Below are 17,718 nucleotides of genomic sequence, written 5' to 3'. Positions count from 1 at the left end.
GGCCGGTGGGACGGCCCTCACTCGACGACGGTGCCCTCGACGGGGCCCTCGCTCGAGCCCTTCATCATGGAGCGGGCGTTGTGCGAGGTGATCTCGATCGTTTCGAGCGCTCGCTCCACCATCCCCTCGTCCTTGCCCAGGTAGTCGCGGACCACGCCCACCTGCACCTGCACGATCTTGAAGCTGTGGTCGAGCTTCAGATCCCGTGCACGGTCGGTGGCGGTCGGGCCCGCCGTGGACTGGCCTGGCGCCCCGAAGGCACCGTGTCCCTGCAGCCGGGCGGCGGCCTTGCGCGCTGCCGAGCGCAGACTGAAGACGACGAAGCTGAAGATCAGGAGCCATCCGAGCGAGATGATCACCACCAGCCAGCCGACGACGTCGTTCTGGTTCGCCGCGAAGACCACGGCGACCAGGAACACGACCAGCATGACGGCCATACCGGCACTGCCCATGCGCATGCTCAGACCCCGGCCCGCGGGCCGTTCATTACTCCCTAGTGACTGCATGCCATCATTCTTCCCCATGGCCCGTTCCGCCCCGGCGCCTTCCACCGCGGGCGAACTGTCAGCCTTCTCGAAGACTTTCCCCAGATCTCCCATCCGTAACGCAGATCACGCCGAAGAACAGGTACGCGCGCCCCACGGTGCGCCTCACTCGCACTACGGAGGAATCACCCCATGAACAAGAAGATGCGTCTCCTGGCAGTACCCGCCCTCGCACTCGGCGCCGTCGCCATGGCGGGAGCCCCCGCAACGGCGGCCGACGCCAGCTACTCGTCCACGCTGGGCCAGCTCAACGGCACCACGGGCACCGGCAGCATCACCGTCGACGTCGTCGGTAACCAGGCCACCGTCAACCTGCAGGTGTCCGGCCTCGCGCAGACCTTCATGGACGCGCCGTACCCGCATGTCCAGCACATCCACGGCGGAGCGGCCGGCAAGTGCCCCACTCCGGCCGACGACGCCAATGGCGACGGCATCGTCAACGTCGCCGAGGGCGTACCGGGCTACGGTGCCATCCAGACCACCCTCACCACCTCCGGCGCCACCACCCCTGCTGAGGGCCTCAACCTGCAGCTCGGCGGCCAGGGCGGCACCTACTCCGTCCAGCGCACCATCACTCTCGACGCCGCGACCCAGAAGTCACTCGAGGACGGCGTCGCCGTCGTCGTCGTGCACGGCCTGGATCCCGCGACCGCGGGCGTCTCCACCGAGGTCTTCAGCAGCCCCTCCGAGATCGCTCCCGAGCTGCCCCTCGGCGCCACCTCGCCCGCACTGTGCGGCACGCTCGTGAAGACCCAGATGGGCGCCATGCCCTCCGGCGGAGCGGACACCGGTGTGGCCACCGAGTCCTCCTCCTCCACGGGCATGATCGCCCTCGGCGGCGGGCTCGTCCTCGCCGCAGCAGCCGGCGGCACCTTCGCCGTCCGCCGCCGCGCAGCAGCGAACGCCTAGTCCTGGTCCCTCGTGACCAGTAAGGCGATCGGCCACCGCTGGGGCTTCACGGCCCCGGCGGTGGCCGTTCTTCTCCTCATCGCCGGGTGCGGCACCGACGCCCCCGGACCTGCTCCGGCATCCCCGGCGGCCAGTAGCCCGGCGAGCACGCCCACGCCGTCCACCGCTCCCCCGGCCCCCGCCGCTCCTCCGGCCCCCGCCGTTTCCCCGGCTCCCGACGCACCCGCGGTGCTTCCCGCCTCCGCGCCGGTGACGCTGGAGATCCCGTCGATCGATGTCCGCACGGACCTGCTGAGCCTCGGCCTGCGCGAGAACCGGAGCCTCGAGGTCCCGCCGGACGGCCCGGGCGCCCCCGCGAGCTGGTACAACCAGTCCCCCACCCCCGGTGACCGCGGCCCCGCGGTGATGCTCGGGCATGTGAACGCCACCGACGGCGGCAAGGGCGTCTTCGCCGACCTCCGTGCCCTGAGGACCGGTGACCGCATCAACGTGATCCGGGAGGACGGGACCACGGCTGTCTTCGAGTTCCAGCGCGGCGAGGCCTACGAGAAGGACGAGTTCCCCACCCTCACGGTGTACGGCAACACGCCGGGCTCGGAGCTGCGCCTCATCACCTGCGACGGCTACAACCCGGACACGGGCGAGTTCGACGACAACTACGTGGTCTACGCGACCCTGGTGGTCTGACGCTACTTCAGGAACAGCGTGCGCAACCGCAGCGTGGTCAGGAGCATGCCGACCGCGATCATCACGAGGAAGTAGCAGAGGTGGACGATCGTGGCGGGCGTGAACGACGCGACGCTGATCTGGCGCAGCAACTCCACCCCGTGCCACAGGGGCAGTGCCTGGATGAACCACTGGATGCCCTGCGGGTACACGCTGAGCGGATAGAAGGTGGCCGAGAACAGGAACATCGGCAGCATCACGAAGTTGATCCACTCCATCTGCTGGAACGTCTTCATGAAGCTCGTGATGCCCATCCCGAAGGACGCGAACCCGAAGGCGATCAGCACCGACGCCGGGATGACCAGCAGTGCCACGGGTGTGGTGATCAGCCCCATGAGCGCCATGACCGCGGTGAACCCGGTGGCATACATGGCACCGCGCAGCAGGGCCAGGAAGATCTCCCCGATCGCCACGTCCAACGGGCCGAGGGAGGTATACAGCATCCCCTGGTAGAGCTTCGCGAAATTCATCTTGAAGAAGACGTTCCATGTGCTGTCGTACACGGCGCCGTTCATCGCCGAGACGGCGAGCAGCGCGGGCGCGATGTAGGCCGCGTAGCTGATCTCCTGCCCGCCCGGCCCCTCGACCGTGCCCACGAGCGCGCCCAGCCCCACGCCCATGGACACGAGGTAGAGCACCGGCTCGAAGAAGCCCGACACCATGATCAGCCAGTTGCTGCTGCGCGTGGCGAGGAGGCCGCGCGCGATCACGGCCCTGGCGTTGCGCGAGTACAGCGCCGCCAGGGGCCGCGTGGACCCCGAGAGCGCGTAGTCCCGTGCGGTGAGCTGCGTACTCACTTGCCGAGCCTCCTGGTGTAGACGGAGCGCGCCAGGCGCAGGCCGACGACGGCCAGCACCAGCAGGTACAGCACGTGGACGGCGGCGAGCCAGGCGGGCAGGTCCTGGCCGTAGGTGAGGGCGCGGCCGAGTTCGGTCCCGTGCCACAGGGGTGAGATCCAGCCGATCCAGCGGAGGAACACCGGGAGGGTGTCCAGCGGGAAGAAGGTCCCGGAGAAGAGGAACAGCGGCGTCACCAGGAAGCGCATCACGAGGGCGAACTGCCCCCTGTCCTCCTCGATGCTCGCCGCGTAGGCCAACAGCGGCAGACCGAACGCCAGCCCGCTGAGCACCGCGACGGGCACGGCCGCGATACCGGTGGCCGACGGCGAAGCACCGAAGAGCGCGACGATCAGGAAGTACACGAGGGTCGTGGCCGTCAGGCGGACCGTGACCGCCAGGACGTGGCCGTTGACGATCTGCCCCGGTGTCAGGGGCGAGGCATGGGGGCCGTAGTAGACCCTCCTCCACTTGAACCCGTCCATCACGGGGTAGGTGAACTCGGTGGCGGCCGTCATCATGGTCGCCGAGGCCAGCAGGGCCGGGGCGATGAACGCGAGGTAGCTGACGCCCCCGAACGCTTCGCCGGCGTTCCGGTCCACGAGCGTGGCGAGGCCCACGCCCATGGCGAAGAGGTACATCACCGGGGTCCCGACGCTGGAGGCGAGCAGGGTCCAGCGGTAGCTGGTCATCGAGCGCAGGACGTGCTCGGCGTAGTACCAGGAGCCGAACGCCCGCGCACGGCGCGCCGACACCTCCGGCTTGTGGGCGTGCAGGCGGTACGGCGCGAGGACGGCGGCCTCCTGCGAGCCGTCGGTGGTGCGCTCAGTCAACGAGGCTCCTCCCGGTCAGGCGCAGGAAGACGTCCTCGAGCGAGGACCGGCGCACGAGGGACGTGAGAGGCCGCAGCCCGCGCGCGATCACCTGCTCGAGCGCCGCCTCGCCGTCGTGCGCGTAGATGAGCACGCGGTCCGGCAGCGGCTCGAGCCGCTCGCCGATCCCCTGCAGCTCCGCGGCGACGGTGGTGTTGCGCTCGGACCCGAACCGCAGCTCGAGGACCTCGCGCGTGGAGTGCTCGCGGATGAGCTGCGCCGGCGACCCCTCGGCCATGATCCGGCCCTTGTCGACCACGACGAGCCGGTCGCACAGCTGCTCCGCCTCGTCCATGTAGTGCGTGGTGAGGATCAGGGTCACGCCGGACTCCTTGAGCCGGAACAGGCGGTCCCACAGGATGTGCCGTGCCTGCGGGTCCAGGCCCGTGGTCGGTTCGTCCAGCAGGAGGATCTTCGGCTCGTTGATGAGCGAGCGGGCGATGGTCAGGCGCCGCTTCATGCCGCCGGAGAGGGCGTCGACCTTCGCGCCGGCCTTGTCCGTGAGCTGCGCGAACTCCAGCAGCTCGTCGGCCTTCGGCCTGAGGTAGCTCAGGGGGAGCCCGAAGTAGCGTCCGTACACGATCAGGTTGTCGCGCACGCGCAGTTCCTCGTCGAGGTTGTCCTGCTGGGGCACGACGCCGAGGTGCGCGCGCACCTCGGGCCCGTGCTCCTGCGGGTCCAGGCCCATGATGGTGAGCTGTCCGGAGGTGCGCTGGGAGACACCGCCGATCATGCGCATGGTGGTCGACTTGCCCGCGCCGTTGGGGCCGAGCAGGCCGAACGACTCACCTGCCGGGACCTCGAAGGAGATGCCGTCCACGGCCTTGAAGTCGGCGTAGTGCTTGCTGAGCTGGTGCGCGGAGATGACCGGCGGACCGGCGGGAGGTGTAGGCACCCGCTCAGCCTAGGCGACGCCGGTCGGTGCTAGACGGAGGCCGCCCGGCGTTCGGCGGCGTCGACGACGTTGGTCAGCAGCATGGCCCGGGTCATGGGGCCCACGCCGCCGGGATTCGGGGAGAGCCAGCCGGCCACCGACGCCGCGGCGGGGTCGACGTCGCCCGTCAGCTTCGCCTTGCCCGTCACCGGGTCCTCGACGCGGCTCACCCCCACGTCGAGCACGATCGCTCCGGGCTTCAGCTGCTCCGCCGGGATCATGTGCGGTATCCCCGCGGCGGCGACGACGACGTCGGCGCGTCCGAGGTGGTCGGCGAGGTCCGCGGTGCCGGTGTGCGCGAGGGTCACGGTCGCGTTGATCTGCTTGCGGGTCAGCAGCAGTCCCAGCGGACGACCCACCGTCACGCCCCGCCCGACCACGAGCACGTCGAGGCCCTTGAGGGCGACGTCGTGCCGCAGCAGGAGTTCCACGATGCCGTGCGGGGTGCAGGGCAGCGGCGACTCCATGGGCGCGTTGACATTGAGCACCAGCCTGCCCAGATTGGTGGGGTGCAGGCCGTCGGCGTCCTTCGCCGGATCGATGCGCTCGAGGATCGCGTTCGTGTCGATATGCGCAGGGAGCGGCAGCTGCACGATGTAGCCGGTCGTCGCGTCGTCGGCGTTCAGCTCGTCGAGGACCGCCTCGAGTTCCTCCTGCGTGATGGTGTCCGGCAGATCCCGCCGCACCGAGGTGATGCCCACCTCGGCGCAGTCGCGGTGCTTGCCGGCCACGTAGGAGGCGCTGCCGGGATCGTCCCCGACGAGGACCGTCCCGAGCCCGGGCGTGACGCCGCGCTGGCGCAGCGCCGACACGCGCTCGGCGAGTTCGGCCTTGATCAGGACTGCGGTGGCCTTGCCGTCAAGGATGCGGGCTGTCGTGCTCATGTGGATCGTCCTCGTCGTCGTGCGGTAGCGGGTCCAGTTGCTCGAGCAGGAAGGCCTTGCCGCGGTCGCAGCAGCCCGTGAAACAGCACTCCCGAGCGGGGATGTCGAAATCCGTCGACGCCGCGGCCTGCGAGGCCAGGGCGCCGGGCGGGAACGGGCCTACCACTCCTCCTGGCCCGGGTAGAGCGGGAAGTCGGCGGCGAGGGCGGACACCCGGGCGCGGAGGGCCTCGACGTCGGGCGAAGGCTTCAGGGCGGCGGCGATGATCTCGCCGACCTCGGTGAACTCGGCGGCGCCGAACCCCCGCGTCGCGAGCGCCGGGGTACCGATGCGGAGGCCGGAGGTGACCATCGGCGGGCGGGGGTCAAAGGGGACGGCGTTGCGGTTGACCGTGATGCCGACCGAGTGCAGCACGTCCTCGGCCTGCTGGCCGTCGAGGGACGAGTTGCGCAGGTCCACCAGGACGAGGTGTACCTCGGTACCGCCGGTGAGGACCGAGACGCCGTGCTCGGCGACGTCGGACGCGGTGAGGCGCTCGGCGATGATCCGCGCGCCCTCGAGCACGCGGTCCTGGCGTTCCTTGAACTCAGCGGAGCCGGCGATCTTGAAGGCCGTGGCCTTGCCGGCGATGACGTGCATCAGCGGGCCGCCCTGCTGCCCGGGGAAGACGTTCGAGTTGATCTTCTTGGCCCACTCCTGCTTCGCCAGGATCATTCCCGAGCGCGGCCCGGCGAGGGTCTTGTGCACGGTGGAGGTGACGACGTCGGAGTGCGGGACCGGGCTGGGGTGCACGCCGGCGGCCACGAGGCCTGCGAAATGCGCCATGTCGGTCCACAGGAGCGCGCCGACCTCGTCCGCGATGGTCCGGAAGGCAGCGAAGTCGAGCTGGCGCGGATAGGCCGACCACCCGGCGATGATGACCTGGGGCTTCTCGGCGAGGGCCTGCTCGCGGACGCGCTCCATGTCGAGGCGGTGGGTGTCCTCCTCCACGCCATAGGCGGCGACCTCGTAGAGCTTGCCCGAGAAGTTGAGCTTCATGCCGTGGGTCAGGTGCCCGCCGTGGGCGAGAGAAAGGCCCATGATCTTGTCGCCGGGCTTGATCATCGCCGAGAGGGCGGCGGCGTTGGCCTGGGCGCCGGAGTGCGGCTGGACGTTGGCGAACTCCGCCCCGAAGAGCGCCTTGACACGCTCGATCGCGAGGTTCTCCGCCACGTCCACGTGTTCGCACCCGCCGTAGTAGCGGCGTCCGGGATAGCCCTCGGCGTACTTGTTGGTGAGGACGCTGCCCTGGGCCTCGAGGACGGCGCGGGGGGCGAAGTTCTCCGAGGCGATCATCTCGAGGGTGTCCCGCTGCCGGGCGAGCTCGTCGCGGAGGACGGCGGCGATCTCCGGGTCCACCTCGGACAGGGGCGCATTGGTGACGGAATCAGCGGCAGCGTGGGACGGCGCCATGGGCGAGGTGGTCATCTGTTGATCCTTCTCTGGGTCTCGCAAAGGGGTCAGCGTGCGTCGCAGACCGGCGGACCTGTGTCCGTCCGGCCGAAACGTGAAACGTGACCCGCGGCCCAGGCGTGCGATCCGTGGTCTGCACTGGAGACACAGGACCTCCCGGAGGTCCTGGTTCCGCGCCGCTTCCTGGTGGTTGCCCACCCTACGCCAGTCGCGACGCTCCCATGCTAGCTGCACCGCGGGCCGCGTCGCCACCGGGACCGGGACCCGGAATACCGCGCACGGCCGGGCCGTTCCCGATCAGTGGGACGGCGGGCCGACGGACGGCGCCGGACCTGGGAGGCCGGAGACCATGCGCGGGACGGGACAGGACGAGGCGGAGCCGTTGGTGCACCGCGTGCGCGTGGTCGTGATCGGCGCCGGCCAGGCGGGGCTGAGCAGTGCCTACCACCTGGTGAGGCGGGGCCTCGCACCGCACCGCGACTTCGTGGTGCTCGACGCCAATCCGGCTCCCGGCGGAGCCTGGCTCCACCGCTGGCCCGCCCTGACCTTCGGGGCCGCCCACGCGCTGCACAGCCTGCCCGGCTTCCCCCTCGCGACGCCGGACCCGGACGAGCCGGCCTCCGACGTCGTGAACCGCTACTACGGTGCGTTCGAGCGCGAGTTCGCCCTGCCCGTCCTCCGCCCCGTCCGCGTGCTCCGCGTGGAGTCCGAGGACACCGGCGGACACGTCGGCCCCCTGCGGGTCACGACGACGGGCGGCACCTGGATCACCGACGTCGTCATCAGCGCGACGGGCACGTGGGACCGCCCGTACTGGCCCTACTACCCGGGCCGCGACGTCTTCGGCGGCCGGCAGTTGCACACGCACGACTTCCGGTCGGCGGCCGAGTTCACGGGCCGGCGCGTGCTCGTGGTGGGCGGTGGGACATCCGCCGCCCAGTTCCTGCTGCAGCTCTCCGAGGCCGGAGCGACCCCTCTCTGGTCCACACGCCGCCCGCCGGCCTTCACGCGCCGTCCGTTCGACCCCGAATGGGGACGCGAGGTGGAAGCGGAGGTCAGCGCCCGGACGAGCGCGGGACTCCCGCCCGCCAGCGTGGTATCGGTGACCGGGCTGCCCCTCACCCCGCAGTACCGGGCAGGGATCGACGCCGGCGTCCTCGTCTCACGTGGGCCGCTCGCCGGGCTGCGCGAGCACACGGCCGTCTTCGCCGACGGCTCCGAGGAGCCCATCGACGCCGTCCTCTGGGCGACCGGCTTCAGGGCCGCCCTGGACCACCTCGCACCGCTGCGGCTGAGGGAGCCCGGTGGCGGGATCCGGACAGACGGCGTGCAGGTCGCGCGGGAACCCCGGCTCCTGCTGGTGGGTTACGGCGCGTCGGCCTCCACCCTCGGCGCCTCCAGGGCCGGCCGTGCGGCCGCGATGGCGGCCATGGACCGGCTGCGGGACCTCGCACCCCGCCCGGAGGCTACCGGTACGCTGGCTTAGGTGGACTCCCCCGACGCACCCAGCTCATACTCCCTCACGCTGTCCTGCCCCGACAGGCCAGGAATCGTCCATGGCGTCTCCGGTGCCCTGGTCGGCATCGGCGCCAACATCACGGAGTCGCAGCAGTACGGCAGCCCCGACACAGGCACCTTCTTCATGAGGGTCGAACTCACCACCGGGGCCACCCTGCAGGACCTCCGGGCAGCCCTCGAACCAGTCGCCGCCGGGTTCGGCATGCAGTGGTCCATCGCGGAGACCGCCCGGCGCACCCGCACACTGATCATGGTCTCCAAGGCCGCGCACTGCCTCAACGACCTCCTGTTCCAGCACCGGTCGGGCACCCTCGCCATCGACATCCCCGTGATCGTGTCCAACCACCGCGACCTCGAGGGCCTCGCCGCGTTCTACGGCATCGAGTTCCACCACATCCCCGTCACACCCGGGACCAAGCAGGACGCGGAGGAGGCGCTGCGCGCCCTGATGGACGAACACCGCATCGAGCTCGTGGTCCTCGCCCGCTACATGCAGATCCTCAGCGACGGGCTCTGCGAGGACCTGCGCGGGCGCGCCATCAACATCCACCACTCGTTCCTGCCGTCGTTCAAGGGTGCCCGGCCGTACCACCAGGCCCACGCCCGCGGCGTCAAGCTGATCGGCGCCACGGCGCATTACGTCACCGCCGCCCTCGACGAGGGTCCGATCATCGAACAGGAGGTCATCCGCGTGGACCATGCGCGCACGGCCGAGCAGCTGGCGTCGATCGGGCGTGAACTCGAGGGGCGCGCACTGGTGCAGGCGGTGCAGTGGCATGCCGAGCAGCGGGTGCTGCTCGACGGGCGCCGGACCATCGTCTTCAATTGACCGCCATCGGCCCGAGCGGATCGGACCAGACGTCAAGCGTTAACTTCTTGACTACAACGGAACGCTGCGGCAACCTGAGTGCATGCCCGGAGATCCCCCCTCGACGGCGAGGCCACCCCTGAGCGCCGCCCTGCCCAAACCGGGCTCGCAGTCCGCACTGCGGGAGCAGAACCAGCGGCGGGTGATCGCCGCCCTCACGAGCGGCGGACCCCAGACGCAGGCAGCCCTCGCGCGCTCCACCGGACTCTCCACCGCCACGATCTCGAACATCGTGAAGGTCATGACCGCGACCGGCATCGTCAGCACGGCCCCGACCACCAGCTCGGGCCGCCGGGCACTCTCCGTGATCCTCAACGACAAGGGGCAGGTCGCGGCCGGGATCGACATCGGGCGGCGCCACCTCCGCGTGGTCCTGGCCAGCCCGAACTACCGGATCCTGCAGGAGGCGTCCGTCAGCCTGCCCCTCGGGCACAGCGCCGTGGAAGGGCTGCGGGCAGCCTCGGACCTGCTCGATGCCCTGCTCGAGAACGGCGGCATCAGCCGGCGCGCCCTCCTCGGTGCCGGCATCGGCATCCCGGGGCCCATCGACCGTCGCACCGGGACCGTCGTGCAGGGCGCCATCCTGCCCGAGTGGGTGGGCATCAACATGCACGAGACCTTCGGCGAACGGCTGCAGGTGCCGGTCTTCATCGACAACGACGCGAACCTGGGCGCCCTCGCCCAGGTGACCTGGGGACCGCACAGTGCGGTGGAGAACCTGCTGTTCATCAAGGTGGGCTCGGGGATCGGCTCCGGCATGGTCCTGAACGGGTCGCTGTTCTACGGCAACGTGGGCGTCACCGGCGAGCTCGGGCACACCACCATCAACGAGCAGGGCGTGATCTGCCGGTGCGGCAATCGCGGGTGCCTCGAGACCGTGGCCTCCACCTCGACGATGATCGAGCTGCTGGGCCGCGGCGGCACCGAGACCGTGGACGCCGAGCGCATCATCGAGTGGGCCCTGGCCGGCGACACCGCGGCCCTGCGCGTCATCGACGACGCCGGAGCGGCCATCGGACGCGCCCTGGCGCACGTGGCCAACATCATCAACCCGGAGACCATCGTGATCGGGGGGCCGCTGACCAGCCTCGGCGACATCCTCCTCGAGCCCGTGCGGCGCGGCCTGGCCCGCCACGCGGTCCCCATCATCGGCGAGACGACAAGCGTGTGCATGTCATCCCTCGGCGATCGCGCCGAAGCCCTGGGCGCTGCAGCCATCGTGCTGGCACACCCCGGACTCACCCCTGCGCTGGCGAGCTCCGCATAAAGATTTGATCTGTTTTCCGCGTGCATTGCGTTCAACAGTTGACGCCAAGGCGCCCCAGCGTGTTCAATTCTTTCGGGCCGAGGTTGGGCCTGCACCAAGACAACGCCGTCACTGCGGGAGGCTCCATGAACAACCACACCATCCTTGAGATGCGCTCCATCACCAAGGAGTTCCCGGGAGTCAAGGCCCTCTCCGACGTATCCCTCGAGGTCACCGCCGGCGAGATCCACGCCATCTGCGGGGAGAACGGCGCCGGCAAGTCCACCCTCATGAAGGTCCTGTCCGGGTTGTACCCCTACGGCGACTACTCCGGCGAGATCGTCTTCCAGGGCAAGGAGGTCCAGTTCAGGGACATCCGGTCCAGCGAAGCGGCCGGGATCGTCATCATCCACCAGGAGCTCGCACTCATCCCCGAGCTGTCCATCGCCGAGAACATCTTCCTCGGCAACGAGCCCACCCGCTTCGGCGTGATCGACTGGGACTACGTCAACAACACCACGCTGGAACTCATGGCCCGTGTCGGCCTGAACGAGGATCCGACCACCAAGGTCAAGGACATCGGGGTCGGCAAGCAGCAGCTCGTCGAGATCGCCAAGGCCCTCAACAAGTCCGTGAAGCTGCTCATCCTGGACGAGCCCACCGCGGCCCTCAACGAGTCGGACTCCCAGCACCTCCTCGACCTGATGTCGGGCCTGCGTTCCAAGGGCATCTCGTGCATCATGATCTCGCACAAGCTCAACGAGATCGAGCAGATCGCCGACTCCATCACGATCATCCGTGACGGCAAGTCGATCGAGACGCTTCACGTCAAGAACGACGGCGTCGACGAGGACCGCATCATCCGCGGCATGGTGGGCCGCTCCCTCGAGTCACGTTTCCCGGACCACACCCCGTCGATCGGCGAGACCTTCTTCGAGGTCCGCAACTGGACCGTCGGCCATCCCACGGTCTCCGACCGCCTGGTGTGCAAGAACTCGAGCTTCCACGTCCGCCGCGGTGAGATCGTCGGATTCGCCGGCCTCATGGGCGCAGGACGCACCGAACTGGCCCGATCCGTCTTCGGGCGCTCGTACGGCAACTTCAAGTCCGGACAGATCCTCATCAACGGCAAGGAGGTCACGCTGCGCTCGGTGCCCCAGGCGATCGACGCCGGACTCGCCTACGTGACGGAGGACCGCAAGTCGCTCGGGCTCAACCTGCTCGACGACATCAAGACCACCACGGTCTCCGCCGACCTGAAGAGGATCACCCGCGGGCTCGTGGTCGACAGGGACGAGGAGTTCCGGGTCGCCGAGGACTACCGCAAGACGCTGAGGACCAAGACACCGAGCGTCAACGAGGGTGTCGCAAAGCTCTCCGGCGGGAACCAGCAGAAGGTGGTCCTGGCCAAGTGGATGTTCACCGACCCCGATCTCCTGATCCTCGACGAACCGACCCGCGGAATCGACGTCGGCGCCAAGTACGAGATCTACGGCATCATCCAGAAGCTCGCCGAGCAGGGGAAGGGCGTCATCGTCATCTCCTCGGAGCTGCCCGAGCTGCTCGGCCTGTCGGACAGGATCTACACGATCTTCGAGGGCGCCATCACGGGCGAACTGACCCGGGACGAAGCGAACCAGGAATCCCTGATGAAACTCATGACCGCCAGCAGGAAATCTGCCTGACCGTAGCATCCAAGGAAGAACACCATGAATTCCCTAAAACAAATCTTCGGCGGGAACACCCGCCAGTTCGGGATGATCTTCGCCCTGGTCGCGCTTGTCGTGTTCTTCCAGTGGCGCACGGGCGGGAAGACGCTCACGTCCGGCAACATGATGAACCTGTTCAACGGCAACTCTTACATCCTGATCCTGGCCATCGGCATGGTGCTCGTGATCATCGCCGGCCACATCGACCTCTCGGTCGGTTCCATCGCCGCGTTCGTCGGTATCGTCGTCGCGATCGCCATGCGCGACTGGGGTATCCCCTGGTACCTGGGCGTCGTGCTCGGCCTGGTGCTCGGCGCGGTGATCGGTATCTGGCAAGGGTTCTGGGTGGCCTACGTCGGGATACCCGCGTTCATCGTCACCCTCGCGGGCATGCTCATCTTCCGGGGCGCCAACCAGGCGGTCGGTGATTCGAACACCGTCCCCGTCCCCGAGGGCTTCCAGTACCTCGGCGCGGGCTACCTGCCCGAGGTCGGCCCGAACATCGGCTACAACAACCTGACCCTGCTCATCGGCTTCGCCCTGGTCGCGTTCGTCATCTACAGCGAGTTCAAGAACCGCCGCAAGCTCGAGAAGATCAATGCGGACCTTCCCCCCATGTGGGTGCCGATCGTCAAGCTCGCACTGCTCTCGGCCGTCATCCTCTACGCGACCTACCTGTTCGCGACGGGCCGTCCCGGGACCTCGTTCCCCATCCCCGGCATCATCCTGGGCATCCTCGTCATCATCTACGCCTTCATCTCCAACAAGACGATCCTCGGACGGCACGTCTACGCGGTCGGTGGCAACCGCCATGCGGCTGAGCTCTCCGGCGTGCAGAGCAAGAAGGTCAACTTCATGGTCATGATGAACATGTCCATCCTCGCCGCTCTCGCCGGCATGATCTTCGTGGGCCGCTCCACCGCCTCCGGACCGTTCGACGGCACCGGGTGGGAACTCGACGCCATCGCCGCGGTGTTCATCGGCGGCGCAGCAGTGACCGGTGGCGTCGGCACCGTGGTCGGTTCCATCATCGGTGGCCTCGTCATGGCCGTCCTCAACAACGGACTGCAGCTGCTCGGCATTGGCGCCGACCTCACGCAGATCATCAAAGGCCTCGTCCTGCTCGTCGCCGTCGCCTTCGACGTCTACAACAAGATCCAGGGCAAGCCGTCCATCATCGGCCTGCTCACCAGGAACCTCGGCGGTGGTGGTGGCACGAAGAAGGCCACCACTGCCGCGCCCCAGCCCGCACCCACCGAGCAGGCTGTCGGGACGAAGGAAGTCATCTCCCACGACGTCTAGGGTCGGCACCGGCCGACCCCAGGCACGAAGCGTCATCCGTCCACAAGAGCAAGAGCAAAAGAAAGAGAATGCACATGCGTAAGTTTGCAAAATCCCTTGCAGCCGTGGCTGCCATATCAGCGCTGGCGCTGACCGGGTGCGGCCGTGAAGAATCCGCTCCCGCGGCCGAGGGCGGCGACGGCGCCGCCGCCGGCTTCGAGACCGGGTCCGCCATCGGCATCGCACTTCCGCAGAAGACCTCCGAGAACTGGGTTCTCGCCGAGACGCTCTTCAACGACGGCCTGACCGAGGCCGGTTACGAGCCGAACGTCCAGTTCGCCAACGGCGGTGTCTCCGAGCAGCAGAACCAGATCAGCTCCATGATCACCAATGGCGTGAAGGTCCTGGTCGTCGGCGCGATCGACGGCGCCCAGCTCGGCACCCAGCTGGCGCAGGCCAAGGAAGCCGGCATCACCGTCATCGCCTATGACCGCCTGCTCACCAACACCGAGAACGTCGACTACTACGTCGCGTACGACAACTTCCAGGTCGGTGAGCTGCAGGGTCAGGCTCTCCTCGACGGCATGAAGGCCGCCAAGCCCGAAGGACCGTACAACATCGAGCTGTTCGCCGGCTCGCCCGACGACGCCAACGCCAAGGTGTTCTTCGACGGTGCGATGAGCATCCTGCAGCCCGAGATCGACAACGGCAACCTCGTCGTCGTCTCGGGTCAGACGAGCTTCGAGCAGGCCGTGACCCAGGGCTGGAAGGCGGAGAACGCCCAGCGCCGCATGGACACCCTGCTCTCGGGCAGCTACGGCTCCACCGAGCTCGACGGCGTCCTCTCCCCCAACGACACGCTCGCCCGCGCCATCCTGACCTCGGTCGCCGGTGCCGGCAAGACCCTCCCGGTTGTGACCGGGCAGGACTCCGAGGTCGAGTCCGTCAAGTCGATCATGGAGGGCAAGCAGTACTCCACGATCAACAAGGACACGCGGGCCCTCGTCGAGCACGCCATCGAGATGGTCGGCAACCTGCAGGCCGGCGAGGAGCCCGAGATCAACGATCCCGACTCCTACGACAACGGCGTGAAGACCGTTCCCGCCTACCTTCTCGAGCCGCAGATCGTGACGAAGGACAACGCCGCGGAAGCTTACGCGAACGATCCCACGCTGTCCGCGCTCACCAAGTAGCACCTGCTCGGACCTCTCCGCAGCATCACGACGAAGTGCCCCGGCCCCGGCCGGGGCACTTCGTCGTTCCCGGCCACATGCGCTCCACCGGGCCCGCCTCCCGGTCCTCCCCGGGTGCTGGACGCGGCACGCGCGGACGGCAAGGATAGGTCCATGAACCCACCGAACCGCATCACCGTTCCCCCCTGCGCCGAAGCAGGTGCTCCCAGCCCCGTCGTCGCGACGGGCCGTCCCCTCAAGTGGGGCGTCATCGCCACGGGCGGCATCGCATCGAAGGTCACCCAGGACATCGCCCTCCTCGAGGACGCCGTGCTCCACGCGGTGAGCTCGCGCAGCGCTGAGAGCGCCGCAGCATTCGCCGAGAAGTTCGGGTTCGCCACGAGCTACGGCAACGACGGCGGCACAACCGGGTACCAGCGGCTCGTGGACGACCCCGAGGTCGACGTCGTCTACATCACCACCCCGCACGGACAGCACTACGAGGTGGCCAAGGCGGCCCTCGCCGGGGGGAAGCACGTGCTCTGCGAGAAGCCGTTCACGATCACCGCCGCTGAGGCGGAGGAACTGGCGGCGATCGCGGCCGGGAGCGGCCTGTTCCTCATGGAGGCCGTATGGACGCGGTTCCTCCCCAGTGTCAATCGCGCCTGGGAGATCATCCACTCGGGAGAACTGGGCGACATCCGGTGGGTCCAGGCCGACCTCGGCTTCGCCGCCCCCGACGATCCGAACAGCCGCCTGTGGGACCCGAAGGCCGGCGGCGGGGCCCTGATGGACCTCACGGTGTACCCGCTCACGTGGGCGCTGGGGTCCCTGGGCTTCCCCGATTCCGTATCCGCCGTGGGAACCCTCAATGATGACGGCGTGGACCTGCAGGCCGCCCTGACCCTCAGCTATGGCAGTGGGGCGTACGCGCAGTTGTCGTCGTCGTTCATCGCCTCGTGCCCCGGCCAGGCGACCGTCTGCGGGTCTAAGGGCTGGCTGAAGACCGGCGGCGGGAACCTCCACAACCCGAAGGAACTGACCGTCAAGGCCGGTCAGGCAGAAGCCCGGGTGGAGCAGTTCGAGCAGGTGGGCGCTGGGTACACATACGAGCTGCGCGAGGTGACGCGCTGCATCCAGCAGGGACTGACCGAGAGTCCCACGATGCCGGTCGGCGACACAGTGAAGACGATGCGCCTGCTCGACGGCGTCCGGGCACAGATCGGCCTGCGGTACGAGAACGACGCCGCCTGACCCACCGCGGCAGGACGAAGGACGAGCCCTCGCAGCGTGTGCTGCGGGGGCTCGTCCTTTTTCGTGTCGCGTCAGCCGGCGCTAGGCACGCGCCTTCTGGCGGCGAGCAGCCAGCAGGCCGCCCGCTCCAGCGAGGAGCAGGAGCGAGCTGAGCAGAAGGAGCTGCTGCTCAGCGAACCCCGTGGAGGCCAGGGCCTTCGGTGCAGCGGTGGTGGCTGCTGCATCGGCAGCCGCGGTGACCTTCACGCCACTGCTCGCCACGGAGAGCGTGCCAGGCGCGGTGGCAGGGCCGGTGACCGAGACGAGGTCGGCGTTCGTGACGTCCGGCGTTTCCATCGAAGCACCGTCATCTGTTCCGCCGTTGTCGGTGCCGCCGTTGTTCGTCCCGCCGTTGTTCGTCCCGCCGTTGTTCGTCCCGCCGTTGTTCGTTCCGCCGTCGTTCGTGGCGTCGCCCTTGTCTCCGTCGGCAGGAGCGTCGGTGCCTCCGTTGTCGCCGGTGGCAGGGACCTCAGGGGTGGTCGGGTTAACCGGGACCTCAGGGGTGGTCGGGTTAACCGGGTTGGTCGGGGTCGTCGGGGTCGTCGGGGTCGTCGGGGTCGTCGGGGTCGTCGGGTTGGTCGGGTTGGTCGGGATCGTCGGGATCGTCGGGTTGGTCGGTGCCTCTGCGCCTGATTCGCAGTTGGTGCTGCGGTCACCGATGAGGGTGACACCGTTGCAGCCGACGTTGACCGGGACGACGATCTCGGGCGAGATCACATTGTTGTCCAGGATGCCGTCGAGCAGGCCGCCGTTCGTCGAGTCGGTAGTGCCACCGGTGTTACCGCCGGTGTTGCCGGTGTTGCCGCCCGTCGTGCCGCCGGTCGAACCAGTCGTGCAATCCGAAACACTGTCACCGAGGAGGGCGACCCCGTTGCAGCCGACGTTGACCGGGACCACGATCTCGGGCGAGATCTCATTCCCATTGAGCAGACCGCCGTCGAGCAGGCCGCCGTCAAGCAGGCCGCCGTTCGTCGAGTCGGTAGTGCCACCGGTGCCGCCGGTCGTCCCACCGGTGCTGCCGGTCGAGCCGGTCGTGCAATCCGAAGCACTGTCACCGAGGATGGCGACCCCGTTGCAGCCGACGTTGACCGGAACCACGATCTCGGGCGAGATCACGTTGTTATCGAGGATGCCGTCCAGCAGGCCGCCGGTCGTCGAGTCGGTAGTGCCACCCGTGGTGCCGCCGGTGTTACCGCCGGTGCTCCCGGTGGTGCCACCGGTCGAACCGGTCGAACCGGACCCGCCGGTCGAGGACGAATCCCCGATCACCGACACCGAGTTACCGGACACATTCACCGGCACCACGGCCTCGGGCGAGACCACATTCGCGTTCAGTAGACCGCCGTCCAGCAGCCCGCCCTGGGCCGGTGCGGGAGCCGGTGCAGGAGCGGGTGCAGGAGCTGTGCCGCCGGTCGAGCCGGTCGCCTCGGACCCGCCGGTGGAAGACGAATCCCCGATCACCGACACCGAGTT

General features: G+C 68.6%; 16 protein-coding genes and 1 pseudogene. 9 read left to right on the top strand and 8 right to left on the bottom strand.

Going from position 1 to position 17,718, the window contains the following annotated elements:
• Nucleotides 1-17: 17 nt before the first annotated feature.
• The gene (locus CI785_RS06720; RefSeq protein WP_105031628.1) at nucleotides 18-506 is read right to left on the bottom strand and encodes a hypothetical protein; all 489 of its coding nucleotides are present in this window, start codon (nucleotides 504-506) and stop codon (nucleotides 18-20) included.
• Nucleotides 507-677: 171 nt separating this feature from the next.
• Between CI785_RS06720 and CI785_RS06715 the strand changes: the two genes are divergently transcribed.
• Both CI785_RS06715 and CI785_RS17270 read left to right on the top strand, forming a co-directional pair.
• Complete coding sequence (locus CI785_RS06715; RefSeq protein WP_105031324.1) at nucleotides 678-1,454, top strand: hypothetical protein; 777 nt, start codon at nucleotides 678-680, stop codon at nucleotides 1,452-1,454.
• Between the two features lie 12 nt (nucleotides 1,455-1,466).
• Nucleotides 1,467-2,141 carry a class F sortase gene (locus CI785_RS17270; RefSeq protein WP_170068221.1) on the top strand — a complete coding sequence of 225 codons (675 nt, stop codon included), beginning with the start codon at nucleotides 1,467-1,469 and terminating at the stop codon, nucleotides 2,139-2,141.
• A gap of 2 nt (nucleotides 2,142-2,143) precedes the next feature.
• On the opposite strand, the gene CI785_RS06705 is transcribed toward CI785_RS17270, so the two are convergent.
• From CI785_RS06705 to glyA, 6 genes are read right to left on the bottom strand one after another with little or no spacing between them, the layout of a single operon-like run.
• On the bottom strand, nucleotides 2,144-2,977 hold the full coding sequence (locus CI785_RS06705) for an ABC transporter permease (RefSeq protein WP_105031323.1): 834 nt from the start codon (nucleotides 2,975-2,977) through the stop codon (nucleotides 2,144-2,146).
• Nucleotides 2,974-3,849 (bottom strand): ABC transporter permease, encoded by an 876-nt coding sequence (locus CI785_RS06700; RefSeq protein ID WP_240615048.1) that lies wholly within the window; start codon nucleotides 3,847-3,849, stop codon nucleotides 2,974-2,976. Before CI785_RS06700 ends, CI785_RS06705 begins: the two co-directional genes overlap by 4 nt.
• A complete protein-coding gene (locus CI785_RS06695; RefSeq protein WP_105031322.1) occupies nucleotides 3,842-4,783 on the bottom strand; it encodes an ABC transporter ATP-binding protein in 942 nt (313 codons plus the stop codon). The genes CI785_RS06700 and CI785_RS06695 overlap by 8 nt, the downstream gene beginning before the upstream one ends.
• Nucleotides 4,784-4,812: 29 nt before the next feature.
• On the bottom strand, nucleotides 4,813-5,706 hold the full coding sequence (locus tag CI785_RS06690) for a bifunctional methylenetetrahydrofolate dehydrogenase/methenyltetrahydrofolate cyclohydrolase (RefSeq protein ID WP_105031321.1): 894 nt from the start codon (nucleotides 5,704-5,706) through the stop codon (nucleotides 4,813-4,815).
• On the bottom strand, nucleotides 5,681-5,872 hold the full coding sequence (locus tag CI785_RS06685) for a hypothetical protein (RefSeq protein ID WP_105031320.1): 192 nt from the start codon (nucleotides 5,870-5,872) through the stop codon (nucleotides 5,681-5,683). Before CI785_RS06685 ends, CI785_RS06690 begins: the two co-directional genes overlap by 26 nt.
• Nucleotides 5,866-7,173: a serine hydroxymethyltransferase gene (glyA, locus tag CI785_RS06680; protein WP_276308010.1), complete on the bottom strand. Its 1,308-nt coding sequence runs from the start codon at nucleotides 7,171-7,173 to the stop codon at nucleotides 5,866-5,868. The genes CI785_RS06685 and glyA overlap by 7 nt, the downstream gene beginning before the upstream one ends.
• A 334-nt stretch (nucleotides 7,174-7,507) precedes the next feature.
• Here glyA and CI785_RS06675 point away from each other — a divergent pair, with 334 nt between their 5' ends.
• The 7 genes from CI785_RS06675 to CI785_RS06645 all read left to right on the top strand — a co-directional run bounded on the left by CI785_RS06675 (nucleotide 7,508) and on the right by CI785_RS06645 (nucleotide 16,206).
• On the top strand, nucleotides 7,508-8,644 hold the full coding sequence (locus CI785_RS06675) for an FAD-dependent oxidoreductase (RefSeq protein ID WP_105031319.1): 1,137 nt from the start codon (nucleotides 7,508-7,510) through the stop codon (nucleotides 8,642-8,644).
• Complete coding sequence (gene purU / locus CI785_RS06670) at nucleotides 8,645-9,505, top strand: formyltetrahydrofolate deformylase (RefSeq protein ID WP_105031318.1); 861 nt, start codon at nucleotides 8,645-8,647, stop codon at nucleotides 9,503-9,505.
• A gap of 82 nt (nucleotides 9,506-9,587) precedes the next feature.
• Nucleotides 9,588-10,811, top strand: a complete 1,224-nt coding sequence (locus CI785_RS06665) for an ROK family transcriptional regulator (protein ID WP_105031317.1) — start codon at nucleotides 9,588-9,590, stop codon at nucleotides 10,809-10,811.
• A 125-nt stretch (nucleotides 10,812-10,936) separates the two neighbouring features.
• Nucleotides 10,937-12,475 carry a multiple monosaccharide ABC transporter ATP-binding protein gene (mmsA, locus tag CI785_RS06660; protein WP_105031316.1) on the top strand — a complete coding sequence of 513 codons (1,539 nt, stop codon included), beginning with the start codon at nucleotides 10,937-10,939 and terminating at the stop codon, nucleotides 12,473-12,475.
• A gap of 24 nt (nucleotides 12,476-12,499) precedes the next feature.
• Complete coding sequence (mmsB, locus tag CI785_RS06655) at nucleotides 12,500-13,801, top strand: multiple monosaccharide ABC transporter permease (RefSeq protein WP_105031315.1); 1,302 nt, start codon at nucleotides 12,500-12,502, stop codon at nucleotides 13,799-13,801.
• A 74-nt stretch (nucleotides 13,802-13,875) separates the two neighbouring features.
• Nucleotides 13,876-14,973 carry a substrate-binding domain-containing protein gene (locus tag CI785_RS06650; RefSeq protein ID WP_105031624.1) on the top strand — a complete coding sequence of 366 codons (1,098 nt, stop codon included), beginning with the start codon at nucleotides 13,876-13,878 and terminating at the stop codon, nucleotides 14,971-14,973.
• A gap of 153 nt (nucleotides 14,974-15,126) precedes the next feature.
• The gene (locus CI785_RS06645; RefSeq protein ID WP_105031314.1) at nucleotides 15,127-16,206 is read left to right on the top strand and encodes a Gfo/Idh/MocA family protein; all 1,080 of its coding nucleotides are present in this window, start codon (nucleotides 15,127-15,129) and stop codon (nucleotides 16,204-16,206) included.
• Nucleotides 16,207-16,287: 81 nt separating this feature from the next.
• On the opposite strand, the pseudogene CI785_RS06640 reads toward CI785_RS06645, so the two are convergent.
• Nucleotides 16,288-17,718, bottom strand: a pseudogene (locus CI785_RS06640) (hypothetical protein); the annotation flags it as partial.

Origin of the sequence: Arthrobacter ruber, from assembly GCF_002954225.1 — a bacterium.
Taxonomy (GTDB): Bacteria; Actinomycetota; Actinomycetes; order Actinomycetales; family Micrococcaceae; genus Arthrobacter_D; species Arthrobacter_D ruber.
This window is presented reverse-complemented; position numbering and strand designations above follow the sequence as displayed.

Excerpts from the sequence above, each read along its gene's own strand:
- CI785_RS06720 (WP_105031628.1), bottom strand. The coding sequence starts at position 506 with ATGCAGTCACTAGGGAGTAATGAACGGCCCGCGGGCCGGGGTCTGAGC.
- CI785_RS06715 (WP_105031324.1), top strand. The coding sequence starts at position 678 with ATGAACAAGAAGATGCGTCTCCTGGCAGTACCCGCCCTCGCACTCGGC.
- CI785_RS06690 (WP_105031321.1), bottom strand. The coding sequence starts at position 5,706 with ATGAGCACGACAGCCCGCATCCTTGACGGCAAGGCCACCGCAGTCCTG.
- glyA (WP_276308010.1), bottom strand. The coding sequence starts at position 7,173 with ATGACCACCTCGCCCATGGCGCCGTCCCACGCTGCCGCTGATTCCGTC.
- CI785_RS06675 (WP_105031319.1), top strand. The coding sequence starts at position 7,508 with ATGCGCGGGACGGGACAGGACGAGGCGGAGCCGTTGGTGCACCGCGTG.
- CI785_RS06665 (WP_105031317.1), top strand. The coding sequence starts at position 9,588 with ATGCCCGGAGATCCCCCCTCGACGGCGAGGCCACCCCTGAGCGCCGCC.
- mmsA (WP_105031316.1), top strand. The coding sequence starts at position 10,937 with ATGAACAACCACACCATCCTTGAGATGCGCTCCATCACCAAGGAGTTC.
- mmsB (WP_105031315.1), top strand. The coding sequence starts at position 12,500 with ATGAATTCCCTAAAACAAATCTTCGGCGGGAACACCCGCCAGTTCGGG.
- CI785_RS06650 (WP_105031624.1), top strand. The coding sequence starts at position 13,876 with ATGCGTAAGTTTGCAAAATCCCTTGCAGCCGTGGCTGCCATATCAGCG.
- CI785_RS06645 (WP_105031314.1), top strand. The coding sequence starts at position 15,127 with ATGAACCCACCGAACCGCATCACCGTTCCCCCCTGCGCCGAAGCAGGT.